We start from the raw sequence: 19567 nt of genomic DNA on the forward strand, positions 1-19567 counted from the left end.
AGGAGGAGTCCATATACGGTCCTTGGAAAGCGTCTACGGAAGCAGTATCGATTCACTCACCTTTCAAGCCAGTGAAAAATAAACCGAGGCTGCCAGGGTGCTTCGGACATCCGCCGCGCTGGTCGCGCCTCGAAACCCATCGTTGATCAAGTACAGCCAAGGCGCAGGAGGTCTGCGATAATGACGACCACAGCGGCGCGATGGCATATCGAGGGTTCGTGCCAGCATTCGGCATTCGGGTTTGGAGGACTCCATGCGTGACATTATTGACGGCTTTCTGCGTTTTCAGCGTGAGGTTTATCCGCAACGCGTCGAGCTTTTCAGGCAGCTTGCGACGACACAAAATCCGAAGGCGTTGTTCGTCACCTGCTCGGACAGTCGTGTTGTGCCTGAACTCCTTACACAGCGCGAACCGGGCGAGCTGTTCGTGATTCGCAACGCTGGTAACATTGTGCCGTCGTACGGTCCCGAACCAGGCGGCGTCTCGGCTACCGTCGAATATGCGGTCGCAGTGCTGGGCGTACAGGACATCGTGATCTGCGGCCACTCGGACTGCGGAGCGATGGGCGCGATTTCACGTTGCACGTGTCTGGACCATCTTCCGGCGGTCGCTAACTGGTTACGTCACTCGGACGCCGCGAAAGCGATCAACGCGGCGCATGAGTTCGACACGCCTCGCGCGAAGCTCGACGGTCTAGTGCGCGAAAACGTGATCGCGCAACTGGCGAATCTACGTACGCACCCATCGGTGGCACTCGCGCTCGAGCAGGGGCGCATGAATCTGCACGGCTGGGTCTACGACATCGAGACGGGTTGCATCGATGCGCTTGATGGCGCGACACGACAATTCGTTTCACTTGCTGATTCGCCGACCACCGTTGCGATCGCTGCCCGCAATGGCAGACATATGTAATGGCGACAGAACAGTGAGGTTGATCGCATTACTTCCGGAATATTTTCGCCCCAGCTAAGGTCAGCGAAACGGCATTGTCTCTATCGGGCAAGTTGCGGATCGGATCAGTTGTTCGAATGGCTGCTCGACGGGACTGGCGAACGACAGGAACTGGCCGGTTTTTGCCAGCCCTCACCGGCAGCTTGGGGTCGGATAGCGACGGTCTGGCTCCGACCGTCGCAGTGTTGGTCAAACCTCTGTCTGCTCTGCCATTTCCAGGGCGTCATCGACCTCGATGCCCAAGTACCTGACAGTGCTTTCGAGTTTCGTATGACCAAGCAGGAGTTGGACAACTCTCAGATTCTTCGTCCTGCGATAGATCAACGATGCCTTGGTTCGCCGTAGCGTGTGAGTACCGTACATGGTTGGGTCAAGACCAATGGCGGTCACCCATGCTTTGACTATTCGAGCGTACTGTCTGGTGGAAAGATGGTCTGAGTGGTGCAATCGGCTCGGAAACAAAAAGTCCTCGCTTCGGAGACGCGCACGATGCATCCAAGCTTCCAATACCGTTCGGGTTTGCTCAGTGATTTCAAATTGCACTGGATGCTGAGTTTTCTGCTGCATCACGATGTCCCTTGACGACACATGCTCTCCATGGGCGATATCTCGGACTCGTAGCTTGGTTAAGTCGCAGGCACGCAGTTTGCTATCGATGGCCAAGTTGAAAAGCGCCAAATCACGTGTCTTCTCTGCTAGCTGGAGTCTGACCCGGATGGCCCAGATATCTCTGACTCGGAGCGGGGCTTTCTGCCCGACAAGCTTTCCCTTGTTCCAAGGCTGATGGCGATATGTAGCAATTGAGTTCATGGCTTGTCCTCTAGGTTGAGGGGGGACAAGGGTGGTTCACTCAAAGTGAGTCGTGGTCATTATTTGCCCTATAACCGCCAGTCATTTGTGTTTACAGAATCAGAGCAATTCATATCTATGACTGGCGTAACCTCATAATGGAATCTGTGATGGCTTGAGCATTTGTGTCCAGCGTTTCCATGGCCGACATTGCGTTAGCAGCGACACTTCCCACTCCATTTTCTGAGAGCCACTTGGTTACTTCTTCTATCGCTGCGCCTAAAGCATGCTGATTGTGCAGGAGCAATGTCAGAGCGTCCGCCGTGGCGATCTTGCAGTCTGAGTTATCTGACATGGCGCTCGTCCTTGAGGAAAGATGTAGGAAGTCTAGTTCATCTCCGCCGTAGGCTGAGCTGAGGCTAGGCGGGCAATTGAACAGATTGCCCACATCTCCTTTTTCATACTTCTTGAAAGATTCCAAAATTTTACTGTGGATTTTTCTAAGCTAGTATTTACTTGAGCTCCAGCGGTGGTCTGCTCTACGAGAGTCCAGTAACGTCCATCAAGAGCCGACGTTTTTGTGGGGGTAAAAGTAGGGGGAGTCCATTTCATGGCCAAAATTACCATCAAAGAACTCGAGTCACTGACTCCCAACGATGCCGGTCGAATCCTCCGGGAGGATGGCAATCTCGCCGGTCGAATTTCCCTGCGTAAGGACGGCGTGTCGGTCAGCTTTTTCTATCGTTATCACTAGGGCGACCAGAACAAAGAGTACGCCTGCGGAACCTGGCCGCGCAAATCCCTGACGGACATCCGTACGGCGCGCAACCAGGCCCGGGCGCTTATCGATGAGCAGATCAATCCCAACGAGCAGAAGCAAACCGCCAAGGCACAGGCATACGCCGCGGCTAACGTAGAGGCCGAACAAGTAAAAACGACGAAGGTGCAAACGCTGACCGTCCAGGATCTGGCCAAGGCCTGGCTGTTGGATGGCGTCGCGCGAAAAGACGGCAATGCCGAGTTGCAGCGCCGTTTTAACAAGGACCTATTCCCGGCACTTGGCAGGACAGCAGAAGACTTTCTAGCGGGTCACAAAAAATATATGGAGTCCTTCGCGTACGCAGTCGTGAAGTTTGGAACTGTGGTCTGCTAACTCCTCCACAATCAAGCTATTTCAATAATCAGCATCTTTACTGTTCCGCAAGCTACTGATTTTTAACGGCCTGCATCCCACGGCTTTAAAGAGACCGGTTTTGGGTTGCGGAACACATTGTTGTCGCTTTCCTTCGACTTCCATAGATGTTGCGCCTGTTCCAGCGCTCGCTTTGGGCATGTCTGCTCCCCTCCATCAGAAAAAGCCCCGTCTGAACGACCGCGACAAATGCGCTGCCTTTCAAAGCCGTCAGAGAAAAACGGTCTAATTCCTCGGGGAGGTTCAGGAATACACTTTACGAGGGCTCTTGGCCAAATGTGATTAGGGGGCCTACCAGCATCTACTGTCCAGGAGCTTCAACACCCACGTCTGACAAAAGTCATTTGGCTGACTCCCGTCAAGGTATGTCGCCATGCTATCGACTCTAGAACTACGCCACCTCGTAGAGCAAAGCTTTCTCCCGACCCGCTGCGATTGTACGGTAGATTCACCTGCAGCACTGACCGTGCGTTTTTATCACGGCACCTCGAATCAAGAAATCCTCACTGTCACCGGGATCCCGATCGCCCCGCTCAACAACGGTTTTGCCATCGAGACCCTTATCGCGGATCTGCGAAACGACCTCGAACGTGTCAGCGCTGCTGCTCCTTGTTACTCGGCAAATCATTCTGCCAAAAGGTAGCAGCGAAGGTCGCGGTAGGAACGGCAGTTGCCTGCCGCCCCCCGCACAGATCCGTACGTGCGGAACTACCGCATACGGCTCCTGCCTTGGGTACGTGACGCGAAGCGATCTTCAGGGTAAGGATGTGCATTTCTGGATCTAGGTATGTAGAGGTCGGCAAGGCGTCCGTAGCGTGACCACTGAAGCCGGTTACGCTAGCTGCGTCGCTTGAGAGCTTGCCGCCATAGACGGCATACCGCCAAACGAAAACCGCCAAGACGTATCAGATTTCCCGGCACCGCGTGGTAATTGAAGTACCCACTGACCACTCGGTGAAGCCACTGACCCACGACTCGAACAGGCTCATGACGTCGGCGTTTCAGCTCATCCCGAATAGCCAGCAGCGTTGCACGCATTCGCTTCTTGACCGTCAGTCGCTGTATTTGAAACCCACCGCTTCTGTTGGCACTACAACAGTGTGTGAAGCCCAGGAAGTCAAAAGTCTCCGGTTTACCCAAGCCTCGCTTCCTACGATTTCTCGCAGCAAAACGACCAAACTCAATCAACCGTGTCTTCGAGGCATTGAGGGATAAACCGAACCTGGCCAAGCGTTCCTGCAACTGCACCAGAAACTGCTGAGCCTGCCATTGCGTCCTGAAACCCACCACGCTGTCGTCCGCGTAGCGCACCACAATCACATCGCCACGGGCATGGCGCTGGCGCCACTGCCTTGCCCACAGATCCAGCACGTAGTGCAGATAGATATTCGCCAGCAACGGCGATATCACTGCACCTTGGGGCGTCCCCTTGGTAGCAGCTACCCTACGGCCATCTTCCGTTACTCCCGCCTGAAGCCATTTACAGATAAGCCCGAGCAGGCGCCGGTCTGCAATCCGCTGTCCCAGAAACATCAGCATCCATTCATGGTCGATCTCATCAAAGAACGACGTGATATCCGCATCCAATATCCAGTTCACCCTCTGGCCTTTGAGCGCGACCGTTAAAGCATCCAGCGCATCGTGCTGGCTGCGTCCCGGCCGAAACCCGTACGAGAATCCTAGAAAGTCTTCTTCATAGATCGCATTCAGAACAGTAACAACTGCCTGCTGTACGATCTTGTCCTCCAGAGAGGCAATGCCCAGCGGACGTAGCCTACCGTCGGCTTTGGGGATATGGACCCGTCGTGATAGCATTGCCCGATAGACCCCACTGTGGAGCCTTGTGTGCAAATCGGTCACCCGCTGGAGAAGACCTTCCTCATATTCTCGCCACGACATGCCGTCCACTCCCACTGCTGCATCGCGGCGAAATGCATAGAAGCTCTGCGCCAATAAGTGCGGTGTGATGCGGTGCAGCACTGCCGTGAACTTTGATCTGCCCCCGAAATACTCTGCCGCATGCCTACATGCGGTGGGGCTTAGTGCATCTGTCATCGGGACACTGCTGCTAGGCTTATTCACAATCGCTGAGATAAAAGTCAGCGATCCGCCCTGGGTCAATTTTCAATTGGCAGGGTGAGTCAGTTTTCAATCAGCGCCGACACTTTCCCCGTTAGCGGGTGTCATCCCCAGTCGTTTTCTCCCGGCCATGGCACATTGATGTTGATAAGCCATTGTTTTGGCGGGTATTAATTCTTTTGTATAAAACAGTTACAAATCTGGCGAGAGAATTGCCAAACCACCATCACCCCCTTCACACACACGAGGCGGCTGGTGATGGACAGAAAAGCGCGGTATCCCTTCAAATGGTTGTTGACGCCTTTGAGCGTCGCCCTAGCAATGACAATAAGCACAGGGATGTTGCGCGCCAGCCCGATCGACGACGAGCGACAGCCAGAACCGTCCGATCCTTCGGCTTACCAGAACGAACCAGCCGACGAGCCAGCGGCGTTGAATGCCATCCTGAGCATGCCGGAGGCCAACCAGGATGCCTTCGATTTGCCTGATGGCGTCAAAGGCAACCGCGACGAGACGCGGGTAGAAAACCAGCTTCCGCCGGCACAGCAGACCAGTTTCAACTACCCCACCAATGGCAAGCCCAGCCCTTTGTTCGGCGCTCAGCCATTCACCCAGCAAATGATGCTGTTCGAGGAATTCGGACCGGAAAAACTCGACCCCACCACGCCGGCAGCGCCCTTGCCGTTTCCTGCCCCGGCAATCGGCCCGCTGCCGCAACAGGACCCCACCAGTGCTGCGCGCAGTGCGCCGCCAAGCCTGGCACTCGATACCTTCTTGCGTCAACCGGGCTTGACTCCGTTCCCCAGCCAGTATGCCAATGTAGTCGACCGCAACCCTTGGCAGAAGCAAATCGAATTTTTCCTCAATCGCCGTATCGGCTCGTCGGCGGAAGGCCGTCCGCCAGGAAAAGGCTGGTCACACCAGCGCTGGAACGAGTTTTATCCGCAGGTCGCCTATAAGAGCGTGCAAACCGGCGCACGGTTGAATACCGGTTGGCGTGACAGTCACCAGATGCACCGCTATGCCGTGGGCAAGTTTGGCCCCGGCGGCCTCTATCACAACGTCGCGGGAATACAGGCAACGGATGGCACCTCCAAGGGCGTCGAGCCGCGTCTGCATCCGCTGATGCCGGTGCAGAAACACAACTCGGTGTGGACCTTCGACGGCACACTGCCGCCCAAACTGTTGATGGTGCGTTACGGTCAGCCGGTGCTCATGCGCCATTACAACGGCCTGCCTATCGACCCGTCGGCCAACATGGGTTTCGGTCTGCATACCATCACCACCCATGAACACAATGGTCACGCACCGGCGGAAAGCGATGGTTATGCCAACGCGTTTTTCTTCCCCGGGCAGTATTACGACTACCGCTGGCCGATCCATCTGGCCGGTTACGACACCATCAACACCAAGGCCGAAGATCCGCGTGCGGCGTTCCCGTGCTCGCCGGGCGAAACCCTGTGGACCAATGACATGAGCCCGGGTCTGAAGACTTGCGACCATGGCACGATCAAGATCCGCGGCGACTGGCGCGAAACCATGAGCACCCACTGGTTCCACGACCACATGCTCGATTTCACCGCGCAGAACGTCTACAAGGGCAACGCGGCGATGATGAATTACTACAGCGCCCTGGACCGTGGCAACGAGTCGGTGAACGACGGCGTCAACCTGCGTTTCCCCAGCGGCAGCGCCTTGCCTTGGGGTAACCGCGACTACGACGTCAACCTGTTGTTCGCCGACAAGGCGTGGGATCAGAACGGTCAGCTGTGGTTCAACCCGTTCAACACCGACGGCTTCCTCGGTGACCAGGTGGTGGTCAACTGGGGTTGGAAACCGACCCTGGATGTACGGGCCCGCAGCTATCGGTTCCGCATGCTCAACGGCTCGGTGTCGCGTTACTACAAATTTGCGCTCGTGCGTGAAATCAAGGGCACCAGTGGCGAGTTCCAGGGGCCTAAAGGCTCGGGTGTGTCCTATGCCCGGGTGCCGTTCCATATGATCGCCAACGACGGCAACATCATGGAACACAGCGTGCCGTTCGACGGCACCATGGACCTGGACGGTGATGGCGATAAGCAGAACCACAACGCGATTCTGCCAACCCAGGGCATTGCCGAGCGCTTCGACATCATCGTCAACTTCGCGAAAAACGGCATCAAGCCAGGGGACAAGATTTTCTTCGTCAACCTGTTGGCCCACGACAACGGCAAAGGCCCGAAAGAGCCGATCCCCTTGGCCGACGTGCTGTCCGAGAAGTACCTGGCGGTGATCAAGCAAACGAGCAAGGGACCGCAGTGGGACAGGGGCGACCCGGCGGTGGGCAAGGTGTTGCAACTCAACGTCAAGGCCTACACCGGTCAGGACCTGGCCATGGACCCGGCGTTGTACGAACCGGCCAAACCGGGCAAGGCTGCAGGCCTGGTGATGATCCCGCTGAAAATCCATCGTGACAACCCTGCCGACATGGCGCTGCTGGCCAATGCCCGTCACCGCACTTACACCTTCGGTCGTTCCGACGGCACCGATGAAGCACCCTGGACGGTCAAGACCGATGGCGGCTTCGGCTACCACATGGACCCTCGTCGCCTGAACGCGGCCACCCAGTTGAAAAACGGTCCTACCGATGCCGGCACCAGTGGCTTCGGCACCCTGGAGGTGTGGAACATCAGGCTCGGCGGCAGTGGCTGGAGTCACCCGGTGCACGTGCACTTCGAGGAGGGGATCATCCTCAGCCGTGGCGGCAAGGCACCACCGGAATGGGAAAAATGGGCACGCAAGGACGTGTACCGCATCGGCTCGGAAAGCGATGGCCTGGACAATGTGGAAATGGCGATCAACTTCCGTGAGTTCGCCGGGACCTACATGGAGCACTGTCACAACACCCAGCACGAAGATAACTCGATGCTGCTGCGTTGGGACATTGAGAAGCCGGGTCAATTCCAGTTGATGCCGACACCGCTGCCGAGCTGGGATGGCGTGCGCTACGTGAACTCTGCCGCACTGCCAACCTTCCGTACCGGCGACGGCATGGGGCCAAAAGTAGCGGTCAAGAAATGAACCGGGAGGGTGTCGACATGAAGTTGAATACACCGCGCACACGCGCCCTGGGCATGCACCTGGTTTTGATGCTGGTCACCTGCCTGCTGGCCAGTCGGGTGCTGGTGGCTCATTTAGCTGCTCCGTCGGTGTCGTCACCGACGGAGGCGGCGACCCCCTGGGGCGGCGATTACTTTCCCAACACCTTGCTGACCGATCAGAACGGTCGGCAGGTGCGTTTCTTTGATGACTTGATCAAGGACAAAGTGGTGGTGATCAATTTCATCTTCACATCATGCAGCGACTCTTGCCCGCTGGAAACCGAGTGCCTGGACGGACGATGAACCATTTTGATCTGCCCCGAAATACACTGCCACATACCTATATGCGGCGGGGCTTAGTGCATCTGTCATCGAGACACTGCTGCTAGGCTTAGTCACAATTGCTGAGGTAAAAGTCAGCGATCCGTCCTGGGTCAATTTTCAATAGGCGGTTGGGTCAGTTTTCAATCAGCGCCGACAGCCTAACCTCTTCTAGAGGTGTTCAGGCGGATTGCCATGTAGCTTTAGAAGTTCTTCCACCACATCGCGATCAGGAGATCGCCAGATATCTTCATTGCCTTTGTCCACCATATAGTTCGATGACCTCAGGTACAGCCTATATTTACTGGTTAGGACTCGGTCTGCTGGAGGCGTGCGGTCTACCCGACGATAATCCTTCTACTCAGCGCCACACTTCGAGCCTCTGGGCGTTAGGTGCCACTCCGTCCACTCGTCACTGATTGGCATGCCGCACGCCTCTGGTTAACAATCTGCTCGATTTCATGCTGGTCTTTCTAGTGTATCGCTAGAGCCTACTGCTTACCGTGGCCTACTGTCGTCACACATTCTCCCAATACTAAGGCGTGTCCTTGCAGCGCCACGGATAGGTTACCCGCGCAAGCGCGGTGTCAGTGCACGCGCGCATGTCCATAGGCAAGGTGGCGAGCCAGATGGAATCGATGTGGATCATTGCGCTAGTCCGCGAACCAATCGGGCACAGCCATCAGGATCGGAGGTCGGTCATTTTACGCTCATCATTCCTTGCCCGCATGGCAACTCGATGCTGACGGACTTCTCGTTCTGAATATTTGGTTCCAGCTTCACCGGCAAGAAAGCGGGCGAGTCACGAGTCAGTGAGCTTTTGATCGCGGTAAAGCGGCAACCATTTGCGCACCACGTTAGCGTTGATGCCATGACTCATCGCGACACTTGCAACAGAGGGGCCTGGGGCAGGCATTCCTGGACGACTTGGGTTTTGAAGGACTTTGGATAAGAGGTTCGTTGGCGCATGGCGATCCGCTTGTGAGGCTAAAAATTGTTTCCATAAATAGGTGGAACCGTCGCCCTAAGTAATGGTGTCAGAAAGGCGTGTTTGCCGGACGCTTACGGATGGCGTAGTGCCGAAAGATAATAACGCGGTCGAAAATCAGATAACACCGTGGGCACTTGGGCGCTCGAACTTGTTGTTTGCTGGATCACTACGCAGCGGTAAACGGGCAGCTGCAATCATGTGCTTGATCCAGTCGGCACGCATGAATGGGCATGATCCGCATGCCTATCTCAAAGATGTGCTGACGCGGCTGCCGACGCCGCGTGCCAGTGCAATTGATCAACTGCTGCCGCATCAGTGGTGGCCCGCCTGAGTCACGCAAAGTGACTTCGTCGGACGCTAACGACCTTTCCAAAGCCTTGAGCATCGTTTTTGCCGCCCTGTTGCTTGGGCTATGGTTGCTGCGCCGATCTGGCCATTTCAGAATCTGGCCAGTCAGGTGCTGGGGATATCTGTTTTATCCGGGACACCTGCTTGTCCTGCAAATCCTTCGAATTGTGGCTAGCTTAGCTCAGCGCAGGGCATTCAAAGCCATCGGAAATGACAGTTGATCTGTGCTGATAACTCGTCAACTTTCAAGAAATGGGAGATTCTCTTCTCGAATGACACCAGCAGCTTCATCGTAGAGAAACGGGAGGAACATATAGCGGCGACCTTTGGTTACGGGAGTGGCTTCGTGTAAAAGAGAACACGAAAACACCACAGCCCCTCCAACTGGGGCGCTGTAAAGCACTTTTCCAAATTCTGGAAAATGCAGAAAACCTCCTTCGTACTCTCCCGAATTAAGAAACAAGGAAATGGCAAAACGGCGGTGCGCTGTACCCTTGGTGGTGTTATCCCTATGGGGCCGGAAATGCCCGCCTTCCTCGCTGTTGTAACAGGCCACCAGATAGCGCTCCATCCGTGTGGCATTGAACTGAAACGCCTTGTGTATCTCCGGAACCAGGCGGTTGGTTATACGCAAAGAGCATGCTTTGGATAAAGCCTTATCCTCAATCATGCAGTCGCGACGTTGTTTGTGGCTATGGTCGGCGACTTGGACGGTTTTACCCGACCGCTCCACCATAAACCCGGACTCCTCTCCACCACGTTCGTCGTAATAATTTATTAGGGCTTTACACAGCGCGGGCTCAAATATACGGGGAACCACTAGGACTGGTGCGTGTGGAGTGGCTACATGTTGAGGAGCCAGTGCGGGCAATCTATCCAGAAAGCGCATTAACGAGGGAACATGGTTATCAACCGGCTCCTCTATCGGGACGATGGCCATGACTCGTAGCGCAGGATCCAGCACATAGGTCATTGGCCTAATGCTGCCGTCTAGCTGTAATGTGTCGTAGAGCGCACTGACTGACCGATCAAAATCCCAGATGAAGCGCATGCCAGGTATCGAATCTTTTACCCGTTTCAGCTTTTCATCTTCTGGATCTACGGAAACACCAAAGAAGCAGACTTGATCGTCATCGAACCGCTGGCGATGAGCCCGAACACCTTCCAAAACTTTAATGGACGCAGGATCAGCCGCAGAGCCCAAGAAAGAAATCACTACATACCGACCGGCAACAGTGTCGAAACAAAAGCGCTCTCTTAGTTGAGTGCGGCAGTAGAACCAAGGAGCAGGTTCACCGACTGAAAACGCCGTGGCGCGCATCACAACTCCTTGCCGGTGGGCAGAAGATCATTATTAGGAGTAAATCCAAGAGGCACATGCGGAGCCCTGCCTCTTCCCTAAAGGTGTCGCGTACAAATGGGCTTATGGCTGCCGCCAGCTGCGATGCCGAAGCACCGAGACCTCACAGCTCTCGAAGCTAGTAGATAAAGCTAGTAGATAAGTATGCGTCCGGCAAAGTCATCTTACTCCTCATCGAAATCATAGCTATCCGCGCCCCCCGTCCGTGGAGTGATGGAGAACAGCTCTGCGCCAGTTTCCAGATCGAACAGGAAGAGTTTGTTGGCATGATCGGCGGGCTATTGGCCGTCGTGCAGAACACAAGTTTTCCATTCCTTGTAATACCACTATAAAGAATTCTGGACGTCAATTCTTTGGTTACAACCAGGAAACCATTGCTATCGAAGACTCGGAAGGTTCCGGAAAGCGTGCTCCCGAAATGCCAATCTTCAAGACTCAACGAGCCATTGTCAGCGATGGAACCATTGTTAGAACGGGGCATTTTCCCATGAGCGGATACGACATCACGTGAAACGTCGACCAAAACGTACTCTCCAAGCCCATTGCCGCGATGCCCCCTGCTAGAAACAGGGTCCCAATCTCTCCATGAGAGAGCCCAGTTTTTTGACTTGGAAAAATGATAGAGCCCGCGATATTTGATTGAATTGACAGTCATGAAAACTCTGCCCAGTTCAAACATCTGCGTCTTGGCTTCGACCACATCTAAACGAGGCTGGCCTAGCTATTTTTTGGACGACCAGTCGAAAAGTCTCACTCCTACCTACTCCATAATCCCCGAGACCGCAAACGCTCTGCTGTTGAATCAATAGCTCAATGTTTTCCGGTACTAGTCAGCGTAGCAACAGAGCTCACCATAACGGACTCCAAATATGATTCTTCAAATTAACAAAAAAGGGCCCGCGCAGGGCCCTTTGTTATCAAATCGATCTTACTGAGTGCGCCACGAATCAACAACCTCTGCACCAAACTCGGTTTTCCATTCTTTCAGCTGACGGTGGTTACCACCCTTGGTTGCAATCAGCTCACCCGAATTAGGATTCTTGTAAATCTTTACATCGCGCGCTTTGCGGGCTGACTTCGAGACGGCTGCAAGTGGGGAGCGACGTCCTGCTTGCGGATCAAGCAAGGTGATGATGTTCTGCAGACTGAAGCCGTACTCACCAAGCAATGCCCGGAGTTTGCTCTCAAACTCCATTTCAGCCTTGAGACCAGAATCACCTTTCATCGACTCGAGCTCGGCGAGTTGTGCGGCCAGTTTTTGTTCAAGTTTGCGAAATTCAGCCAAACGAGACATGAAAAATTCCTTAAGGTTTAGGGCGGCGCGGAATGCACATTCTTCATGCTAAGTGATGAATTGATTTTCGTCACCCATGCCTCTTTTAAACTGGCCAATGGAAACTGGCAAAGTGCGTGATACGACTCAATAGTCGTGAAGCTCAATATCTCCAGAAAACTGGAGTTACGAGCACCAACACAGTTAGGATTTCCAGCCTGCCAAGGAGCATGCCTACGGTCAGTAGCCATTTGGCGGCATCAGGTAGTGATGAGAAATTACCTGCCGGCCCAATGATCGTGCCAAGCCCTGGCCCGACGTTACACACCGCCGTAGCGGCGCCACTCAAAGCAGTCGTCCAATCAAGTCCAATGAGAGCCAAGCCCAAGGCGATCGCGGCAATAGTGATGGTGAAGAAAAACGAGAAGGTCAAAAGCGAACGCAAGATCTCCTCGTCAATGGGATGACCGTTGTACTTCTTCTGAATCACGGCTCGAGGATGGATCAACTGCTTCAAACTACTTACCAGTAGAGCGCCAGCAACCTGAAAGCGGAAGATTTTGAGGCCTCCAGCCGTGGAGCCTGAACATCCACCGACGAAGGTCAAATAGAAAAAGAGCAAGACAGCAAAGCTGCCCCATAAGGTGTAATCGCCAACCGCTATCCCAGTTGTCGTAACGACCGAAGTCACATTGATTGCCACGATCCGAAACGCGTCCCACCATCCGTAATCGCTGTGAAAACACAGCCAAGTACCCACAGCCAGCCAGGTGACGATCAAGAATCCGAAAAAGCCGCGTACTTGGTGATCCTTTATCAGCGCACGTCGATGACCGCGCAACATTGTGACGTACAAGGTAAAGGGCAGGCTGCCCAGAATCATGATGACCACCGCCACCCAGTGAATCGCTGGCTGCGTCCAGTGCCCAAGTGAGGCGTCTGACGTTGAGAACCCTCCAGTAGAGATCAACGACATGGCGTGATTGATCGCCTCAAACGGTGTCATCCCCGCGATCCAGAGCGCCAGAGCTCCGACACCAGTGAGCCCCAGATAGACAAGAAGGATGTACTTGGCGGCCACATGGGAACGTGGCGTCACTTTCTCCGACCAGTCTGAGGACTCTGTCTGGAAAAGACGCATACCACCCACTCGCAACAGTGGAAATATCGCCACAGCCATGCCAATGAAGCCGATACCACCGAGCCAGTGCAGCATCGAGCGCCAGATCAACAATCCAGGTGACGCCGTATCCAAACCGCTCAGGACAGTTGAGCCCGTGGTTGTAATGCCGGACATCGTTTCAAAAAAAGCGTCGGTGTAACTGATGTGGCTGATGAACACCATGGGCAACGCCGCGAAGGTACACACAACCATCCAACTGCCTGTCGTCAGTAGGTACATATCCCTCGGACGAAGTTGGGCAGTATCTGGGCGCCCCCGCATGATCAACAAAAGGCCACAGATGAAGGTTATCAAACTCGACCATAGAAACGCGGAAAGGTCATCGCTGTGCCCGTAGGTCACGAGCGTAACCATAGGAATGGCCATGCTTACCGCCAGCGTGATCAGAAAGACACCAAGGATGAAACCGATAAGCCGCATTGCCGCGATGGACATAGAAATAGCCTGCAAAGTTGAAGCCGAGCAGCCTTTTCAATCAGGCTTCAGACGTTGACGACCACCCAACTCACAACTGAAGAATTGGAGAATCTCTGCGACGTAATGTGAGATTTGTTTCCTACGAATAAAAAACCCGGCACAGGGCCGGGTTTACCTATATTCCCCGACTGCGCAGTTCCCAAATGAGAGGGATGGAGAACTGACTGAGAAACACAGGTCGCCGATATTGCCAAAGCATAATTTGTAAAGCAATCCATCTATAAAAATGCTTCGACGGCTAGCGCTCGCCTTCGCCATTGAATGGGCAATGCTGGACATAGGGACCGCTACCATCAGCGTTCCGACGGCGTTCCCTTGCGCGCCGGGCGAAACCCTGTTTGTCAACGACGCCGACCCGGACCTGAAGACCTGCGACAACGGCAGCATCAAGATCCGTGGCGACTGGCGTGAAACCATGAGCACTCACTGGTTCCACGACCACATGCAAAATTTCACCGTGCAGAACGTCTACAAGGGCAACGCGGTGATGATGAACTACTATAGCGCCTTGGATCGCGGTTATGAAGCGATCGAGGATGGCGTCAACCTGCGTCTGCCTAGTGGTTCGGCGATGCCGTGGGGCAACCGTGACTACGACGTCAACCTGGTGATCGCCGACAAGGCCTGGGATGCCAATGGTCAACTATGGTTCAACCCGTTCAACACCGACGGCTTCCTCGACGACCAGATCCTGGTCAACTGGCAATACGAGCCACACCTGAAAGTACGGGCGCGCAGCTATCGTTTTCGGATCCTCAACGGCTCGGTGTCACGGTTCTTCAAGTTTGCCGTGGTGCGAGAAATCAGCGGCAATGGCGGCGAATTTCCAGGGCCAAAGGGTTCCGGCGTATCCTACACCCGTGTGCCGTTCCACATGATCGGCAACGACGGAAACCTCATGGAACACGCCGTGCCGTTCGACGGCAGCCTGGACCTGGATGGTGACGGTGACGGTAATAAGCAGAACCACAACGCGATCCTGCCGACCCAGGGCATCGCCGAACGCTTCGACATCATCGTCAACTTCGCGAAAAACGGGCTCAAGACCGGTGACAAGCTGTACTTCGTCAACCTGATGGAACGCAAGACCGGCAAGGGCCTTAGAAGAACGGTCTTAGTCTAGCCGACGTACTGTCCGAGAAGTACAAAGCGGTGATCAAGCAAGGCAGCAAAGGGCCAGAGTGGGACAAGGGCGACCCCGTGGTGGGCAAGTTCCTGCAATTGATCGTGCAGCCTTATAGCGGCACGGATGTGAGCATGAACCCGGCCGATTACGAGCCAGCCAAACCGGGCAAGGCGGCGGGTAAATTCATGATTCCGCTGACCCTCAACCGTGATGATCCGGTGGTCCAGGCCAAGCTGAAACTGGCGCGGCATCGTGAGTTCATTTTCGGCCGTTCCGACGGTACTGATGAAGCGCCGTGGACCATCAAGACTGACGGCGGCTTCGGCTACAACATGGACCCGCGTCGACTCAACGCCGCCCCGCAACTGGCCAACGGCCCGACTGATGGCGGATACGGCGGCAACGGCACCCTGGAAGTATGGAAAATCAAGAACGGCGGCAACGGCTGGAACCACCCGGTGCAAGTGCATTTCGAGGAAGGCATCATCCTCAGCCGCGACGGCAAGGCGCCACCGGAATGGAAAAAGGGCGCGTGCAAGGACGTGTATCGCATTGGCGAAGGCATCGACAGTTCGGTGGAGGTGGAAATGGCGATTCACTTCCGCGAGTTTGCCGGGACCTACATGGAGCACTGCCACAACACTCAGCACGAGGACACGTCGATGCTGCTGCGTTGGGATATCGAACATCCGGGCCAGTTCCAGTTGATGCCAACGCCACTGCCCGGCTGGGACGGTGTCACTTACGTCAACTCCGCCGCGCTGCCGACTTTTCGCAGCGGCGTCGGAAACGGAAACAATGACGACGATGATGACCAGGGTTCGAACAAAAAACCTGTCGCCAACCCGGACAGCGCCGCCAGCAGTAATGGGCAGCCGGTGACCATCAACGTGTTGACCAACGACACCGACCCTGACGGCAACCTGCCCCTCAAAGTAGTCGGCCTGGAGCAGCCGGACTCCGGTCAGGGCACGGTCAGCACCGACGGCGTACGTGTGATCTATACGCCACCGGCCAGCGCCCCCGCGCCGTTCACCGCGACCTTCACCTATCAGCCAGCGACGCCAAGAACGCGGTCTCGCCACCAACTACAGTCTCCGTGACAGTATCGCCGGCGCCGGTGGTCAACGAAGATCTGGTGGTCACCAGCGCGACGGTATCGGCCCGCAGCAACAACCGTTACACCTGGGACCTGGCGGTTACGACGTCGAAGGGGACCGGCAATACGCTGACAGTCACGGCGATGACGACCGCAGGGCCACTCAACCTGGGCAACGCGATCCTCACGCCAACCGGTACAGGGGCGCGCTGGCGGGTATCGGTGACCACCACCGGCCGTGGTCCATCGTCTAACCCGACTGCGACCATCAGTTCGACATTCGGGAAGAGCATTACGGTCCCGATCAGCATTCGGTGAATTTTATCTGGAGTTAAGAGGGATACGAGTACGAAAGACGCTCCATAAACCACCACGGCGGAATGGCCAGTCAGCCGTTGCGCCGTGGTGTTCGCAATGGATATTCGTGCGAAGAGAGCAGGCTTAGAACTTCATCTTCCCCCAGATCAGTCCGACGATTGCAGCCAGCGCCGAAGCCGCAAGCACACTGAGTTTCGCCGCAGACAGTAATGCCGGATCAGAAAATGCCAACGACGAGATGAAGATGGACATCGTAAAACCAATACCGGCCAGCAGCCCCACCAGTCCGACACCACACCATGTCACGCCCTCAGGCAGCTTGCAGACGTTAAGTTTGACGAGGGCGACGCTCGCCAGAACAATTCCAAGTGGCTTTCCGAGGACCAGCGCCGATATCACACCCACAAAGACACTCCGCGAGACAGCATCGTCCAGGTTGATGCCTTGCAGACTCACACCCGCATTGGCCAATGCAAAGAGCGGCATGACAGCAAACGCTACCCAAAGATGCAGTCCAGCCTGAACGCGCTGTACCGGAGGCAATATTTCCCTCTGGGCTTGCTGGAGTTGCTTCAGCGGTTTAGCGACCTCCTGCGGACTGTTGTTGGATTGGGCAAACCTGTCCATCAGTTCATGGAACGTACGCCCAATGGTCTCTAGTGGACGTTCAGTTGCGGGCTTTGAGTTTACCGGCGTCATAAGACCGAGAATGACGCCCGCAAGTGTTGGATGAACACCAGTTTTCAGGAGACCAAACCAGACGATGGCGCCAGGCAGCAAGTATGCGTACGCCTTGCCAATGCCCATGCGCTGAAAAACCAACACCAAGACCAGCCCGCTCAGCGCTACCACTAGGCCCAGATAATCCAGGCTCGCGGTATAAAAAACAGCAATGATCAAAATGGCAACAATGTCGTCGATGATGGCCAGTGCCAGCAGCAGCGCGCGTATGCCACCTGGAATCGACTTTCCTAGCAGTGCTAGAACCCCCACAGCAAAAGCAATGTCAGTGGCGGTTGGTACAGCCCAACCTGTACTGGCTTCGGTACCGTGATTGAACGCCATGTAAATGATCGCCGGCATCAAAACACCGCCCAACGCAGCGCCAAGCGGCAATGTCGCCAACTTGAAATTCGCCAGCGCGCCGTCATTAATTTCCTGCCGTATTTCAGCACCCACCACGAGAAAGAAAACGGCCATCAGCCCATCATTGACCAAAAAATGCAGTGAGCACGAGACTGTAAAGTCGCCTAAACCTAAGGTGAGTTGGGTGTTCCAGAAATGCTCATACGAATCAGCAAGCGGGCTATTGGCCCAAATGAGCGCAACCAGCGCAGCGAGTAATAGAACGATGCCGCTAACCGCTTCGATATGTGAAAACCGTTCTATTGCGGAAAGTGCACGAGCGGTTAAAACCTGAGGACGTGGGATAGAGGAGGACGCCGAGTATTTATCAGACACATTGACTCTCCGCTGGCGGCCCGACCAACGTTTGAGCTTTAACCTGCGCTGTACTGTATGCAACAACGCACCCAGGCCGATGATAAGGAGCTGCTAGGCGAGATGCAATGGAACTCCAAACTGCTGAATGAACCTTCGGTCATCAGGAACACTCCATCTAGGGTGATCAGCCCTCCTCCTTTATTGACTCAGACTCGGAGTCTTCCAACCGATCACGTCACTGTCACAAGGTATAAACAATGATCGCTCGTTGGCGCTGGCTGCTCCATCAACTGACTAAACGGCTGTGGTTCAGGGCCACGCTGTTTTCGCTGCTGGGCGTGGCAACAGCGCTGCTCGCCGTCGTCTTCAAGGACTACATTCCCGAATCATTGCCCGCCCGTATCGGTGCCGATGCCGTGGATAAGATCCTGGGAATCATTGCCTCAAGCATGCTCGCAGTGACCACTTTTTCGTTAAGCACGATGGTGACCGCCTACGGTGCTGCCAGCAGTGGCGTAACGCCACGCGCCACCACGCTGGTGATGGAGGACACCACGACACAAAATGCCCTCGCGACCTTTATCGGCTCATTTCTTTTCAGCCTGGTGGGAATCATCGCACTGAGTACCGGGGCCTACGGCACACAAGGAAGGGTTCTGCTATTCGCGGTTACCATCGCCGTGGTAATTCTGATTGTCTACACGCTTCTGCGCTGGATCGATCACCTTTCCAAACTCGGTCGGGTGGGTGAAACCATTGATCGTGTCGAACAGGCGACAATCGACGCAATCGACAACAGAGTCCAATGGCCTCATCTGGGTGGTACCGCCTACCCTGCCGAGTGGATGATTCCAGCCTCTGCTCAAATCATCACAGGCCACCAGACCGGGTACGTCCAACATATTGATGTACACGCGCTAGGCGACATCGCCAAAGCAGGCGAGATACAGATCTTTCTGGACATCCTTCCGGGAAGCTTTGTCCATCTGGGCATGCCGCTCGCCCGAACCGTTAGCCTGAACAAGGAACGCGAAGACGAATTGCACGCCAGCACCGAAAAAATCCTCGCCGCCTTGACCATTGGCGTACGCCGAACGTTTGAACACGATCCCCGGTTCGGGCTGTCGGTACTATCAGAGATTGCCTCACGCGCCTTGTCGCCAGCGGTCAACGATCCCGGGACTGCCATTGACGTCATTGGCCGGGGCGTTAGAAGCCTCACCTGTTGGGGTAAACCACAAGACTCTGCAGCGAAAATAAATGAAGACTGCGAGCAGGTTTACCTTCGCGGTCTGACTGTCGATGACCTGTTCGATGACTTTTTCGCACCGATTGCCAGAGACGGTGCGAGCTTGCTGGAAGTAGACCTGCGCATGATGAAGGCGCTTGTAAGTCTGGCGCAGATAAACCCGCAGATGTTCAACGATGCCTGTGTCAGGCACGCAGACCTTCTGCTGAAACGCGCAGACCTGTCGCTGACATTGGAGGAAGACAAACAAACACTCAGTGCAGTGGCTCAACAACTGGTGCGTTAGA

General features: G+C 55.2%; 12 protein-coding genes and 3 pseudogenes. 8 read left to right on the top strand and 7 right to left on the bottom strand.

Translation table 11 applies throughout. From position 1 onward, the window contains the following. Positions 1 to 253: 253 nt before the first annotated feature. Positions 254 to 913, top strand: coding sequence for a carbonic anhydrase (locus GPL81_RS27360; protein WP_160109235.1), 660 nt, complete (start codon positions 254 to 256; stop codon positions 911 to 913). Between the two features lie 228 nt (positions 914 to 1141). Here GPL81_RS27360 and GPL81_RS27365 read toward each other — a convergent pair whose 3' ends face one another. Continuing rightward, positions 1142 to 1762: a tyrosine-type recombinase/integrase gene (locus GPL81_RS27365; protein ID WP_160109236.1), complete on the bottom strand. Its 621-nt coding sequence runs from the start codon at positions 1760 to 1762 to the stop codon at positions 1142 to 1144. Between the two features lie 115 nt (positions 1763 to 1877). Further along, entirely contained in the window at positions 1878 to 2096 is a 219-nt protein-coding gene (locus GPL81_RS27370) for a hypothetical protein (RefSeq protein ID WP_160109237.1), read from the bottom strand. 255 nt (positions 2097 to 2351) lie between these two features. Here GPL81_RS27370 and GPL81_RS31160 point away from each other — a divergent pair. Together GPL81_RS31160 and GPL81_RS27380 are read left to right on the top strand one after the other, a co-directional pair. Then, positions 2352 to 2834 (top strand): annotated as a pseudogene (locus GPL81_RS31160) (integrase arm-type DNA-binding domain-containing protein); the annotation flags it as partial. A gap of 472 nt (positions 2835 to 3306) precedes the next feature. Next, a complete protein-coding gene (locus GPL81_RS27380; RefSeq protein ID WP_160109239.1) occupies positions 3307 to 3576 on the top strand; it encodes a DUF1652 domain-containing protein in 270 nt (89 codons plus the stop codon). Between the two features lie 194 nt (positions 3577 to 3770). Here GPL81_RS27380 and ltrA read toward each other — a convergent pair whose 3' ends face one another. Next, the gene (gene ltrA, locus GPL81_RS27385; RefSeq protein ID WP_246218993.1) at positions 3771 to 4913 is read right to left on the bottom strand and encodes a group II intron reverse transcriptase/maturase; all 1143 of its coding nucleotides are present in this window, start codon (positions 4911 to 4913) and stop codon (positions 3771 to 3773) included. Between the two features lie 357 nt (positions 4914 to 5270). Between ltrA and GPL81_RS27390 the strand changes: the two genes are divergently transcribed. From GPL81_RS27390 to GPL81_RS27400, 3 genes and pseudogenes are all read left to right on the top strand, one after another. After that, positions 5271 to 8072 (top strand): multicopper oxidase domain-containing protein, encoded by a 2802-nt coding sequence (locus tag GPL81_RS27390; protein WP_160109240.1) that lies wholly within the window; start codon positions 5271 to 5273, stop codon positions 8070 to 8072. Beyond that, positions 8069 to 8374, top strand: a pseudogene (locus GPL81_RS27395) (SCO family protein); the annotation flags it as partial. The gene GPL81_RS27390 and the pseudogene GPL81_RS27395, both read left to right, overlap by 4 nt. A gap of 1073 nt (positions 8375 to 9447) precedes the next feature. Next, positions 9448 to 9735 (top strand): transposase domain-containing protein, encoded by a 288-nt coding sequence (locus GPL81_RS27400; protein ID WP_425502624.1) that lies wholly within the window; start codon positions 9448 to 9450, stop codon positions 9733 to 9735. 255 nt (positions 9736 to 9990) lie between these two features. On the opposite strand, the gene GPL81_RS27410 is transcribed toward GPL81_RS27400, so the two are convergent. The 3 genes from GPL81_RS27410 to GPL81_RS27420 form a co-directional block, all read right to left on the bottom strand. Beyond that, a complete protein-coding gene (locus tag GPL81_RS27410; RefSeq protein WP_160109242.1) occupies positions 9991 to 11073 on the bottom strand; it encodes a 2OG-Fe(II) oxygenase in 1083 nt (360 codons plus the stop codon). Between the two features lie 967 nt (positions 11074 to 12040). After that, positions 12041 to 12406 carry a histone-like nucleoid-structuring protein, MvaT/MvaU family gene (locus GPL81_RS27415; protein ID WP_160109243.1) on the bottom strand — a complete coding sequence of 122 codons (366 nt, stop codon included), beginning with the start codon at positions 12404 to 12406 and terminating at the stop codon, positions 12041 to 12043. 142 nt (positions 12407 to 12548) lie between these two features. Next, positions 12549 to 14003 carry a TrkH family potassium uptake protein gene (locus tag GPL81_RS27420; protein ID WP_160109244.1) on the bottom strand — a complete coding sequence of 485 codons (1455 nt, stop codon included), beginning with the start codon at positions 14001 to 14003 and terminating at the stop codon, positions 12549 to 12551. A 376-nt stretch (positions 14004 to 14379) separates the two neighbouring features. Here GPL81_RS27420 and GPL81_RS27425 point away from each other — a divergent pair. Further along, a pseudogene (locus GPL81_RS27425) lies at positions 14380 to 16588 on the top strand (Ig-like domain-containing protein). A gap of 123 nt (positions 16589 to 16711) precedes the next feature. On the opposite strand, the gene nhaA reads toward GPL81_RS27425, so the two are convergent. Continuing rightward, positions 16712 to 18049 (bottom strand): Na+/H+ antiporter NhaA, encoded by a 1338-nt coding sequence (gene nhaA, locus GPL81_RS27430; RefSeq protein ID WP_160109245.1) that lies wholly within the window; start codon positions 18047 to 18049, stop codon positions 16712 to 16714. 239 nt (positions 18050 to 18288) lie between these two features. On the opposite strand from nhaA, the gene GPL81_RS27435 reads away from it, so the two are divergent. After that, on the top strand, positions 18289 to 19566 hold the full coding sequence (locus tag GPL81_RS27435) for a DUF2254 domain-containing protein (RefSeq protein WP_160109246.1): 1278 nt from the start codon (positions 18289 to 18291) through the stop codon (positions 19564 to 19566). Position 19567 lies beyond the last annotated feature (1 nt).

Origin of the sequence: Pseudomonas izuensis, from assembly GCF_009861505.1 — a bacterium.
In the GTDB taxonomy this organism is placed as follows: Bacteria; Pseudomonadota; Gammaproteobacteria; order Pseudomonadales; family Pseudomonadaceae; genus Aquipseudomonas; species Aquipseudomonas izuensis.

Excerpts from the sequence above, each read along its gene's own strand:
- GPL81_RS27360 (WP_160109235.1), top strand. The coding sequence starts at position 254 with ATGCGTGACATTATTGACGGCTTTCTGCGTTTTCAGCGTGAGGTTTAT.
- GPL81_RS27410 (WP_160109242.1), bottom strand. The coding sequence starts at position 11,073 with ATGCGCGCCACGGCGTTTTCAGTCGGTGAACCTGCTCCTTGGTTCTAC.
- GPL81_RS27365 (WP_160109236.1), bottom strand. The coding sequence starts at position 1,762 with ATGAACTCAATTGCTACATATCGCCATCAGCCTTGGAACAAGGGAAAG.
- GPL81_RS27370 (WP_160109237.1), bottom strand. The coding sequence starts at position 2,096 with ATGTCAGATAACTCAGACTGCAAGATCGCCACGGCGGACGCTCTGACA.
- GPL81_RS27420 (WP_160109244.1), bottom strand. The coding sequence starts at position 14,003 with ATGTCCATCGCGGCAATGCGGCTTATCGGTTTCATCCTTGGTGTCTTT.
- GPL81_RS27435 (WP_160109246.1), top strand. The coding sequence starts at position 18,289 with ATGATCGCTCGTTGGCGCTGGCTGCTCCATCAACTGACTAAACGGCTG.
- GPL81_RS27390 (WP_160109240.1), top strand. The coding sequence starts at position 5,271 with ATGGACAGAAAAGCGCGGTATCCCTTCAAATGGTTGTTGACGCCTTTG.
- GPL81_RS27380 (WP_160109239.1), top strand. The coding sequence starts at position 3,307 with ATGCTATCGACTCTAGAACTACGCCACCTCGTAGAGCAAAGCTTTCTC.
- GPL81_RS27415 (WP_160109243.1), bottom strand. The coding sequence starts at position 12,406 with ATGTCTCGTTTGGCTGAATTTCGCAAACTTGAACAAAAACTGGCCGCA.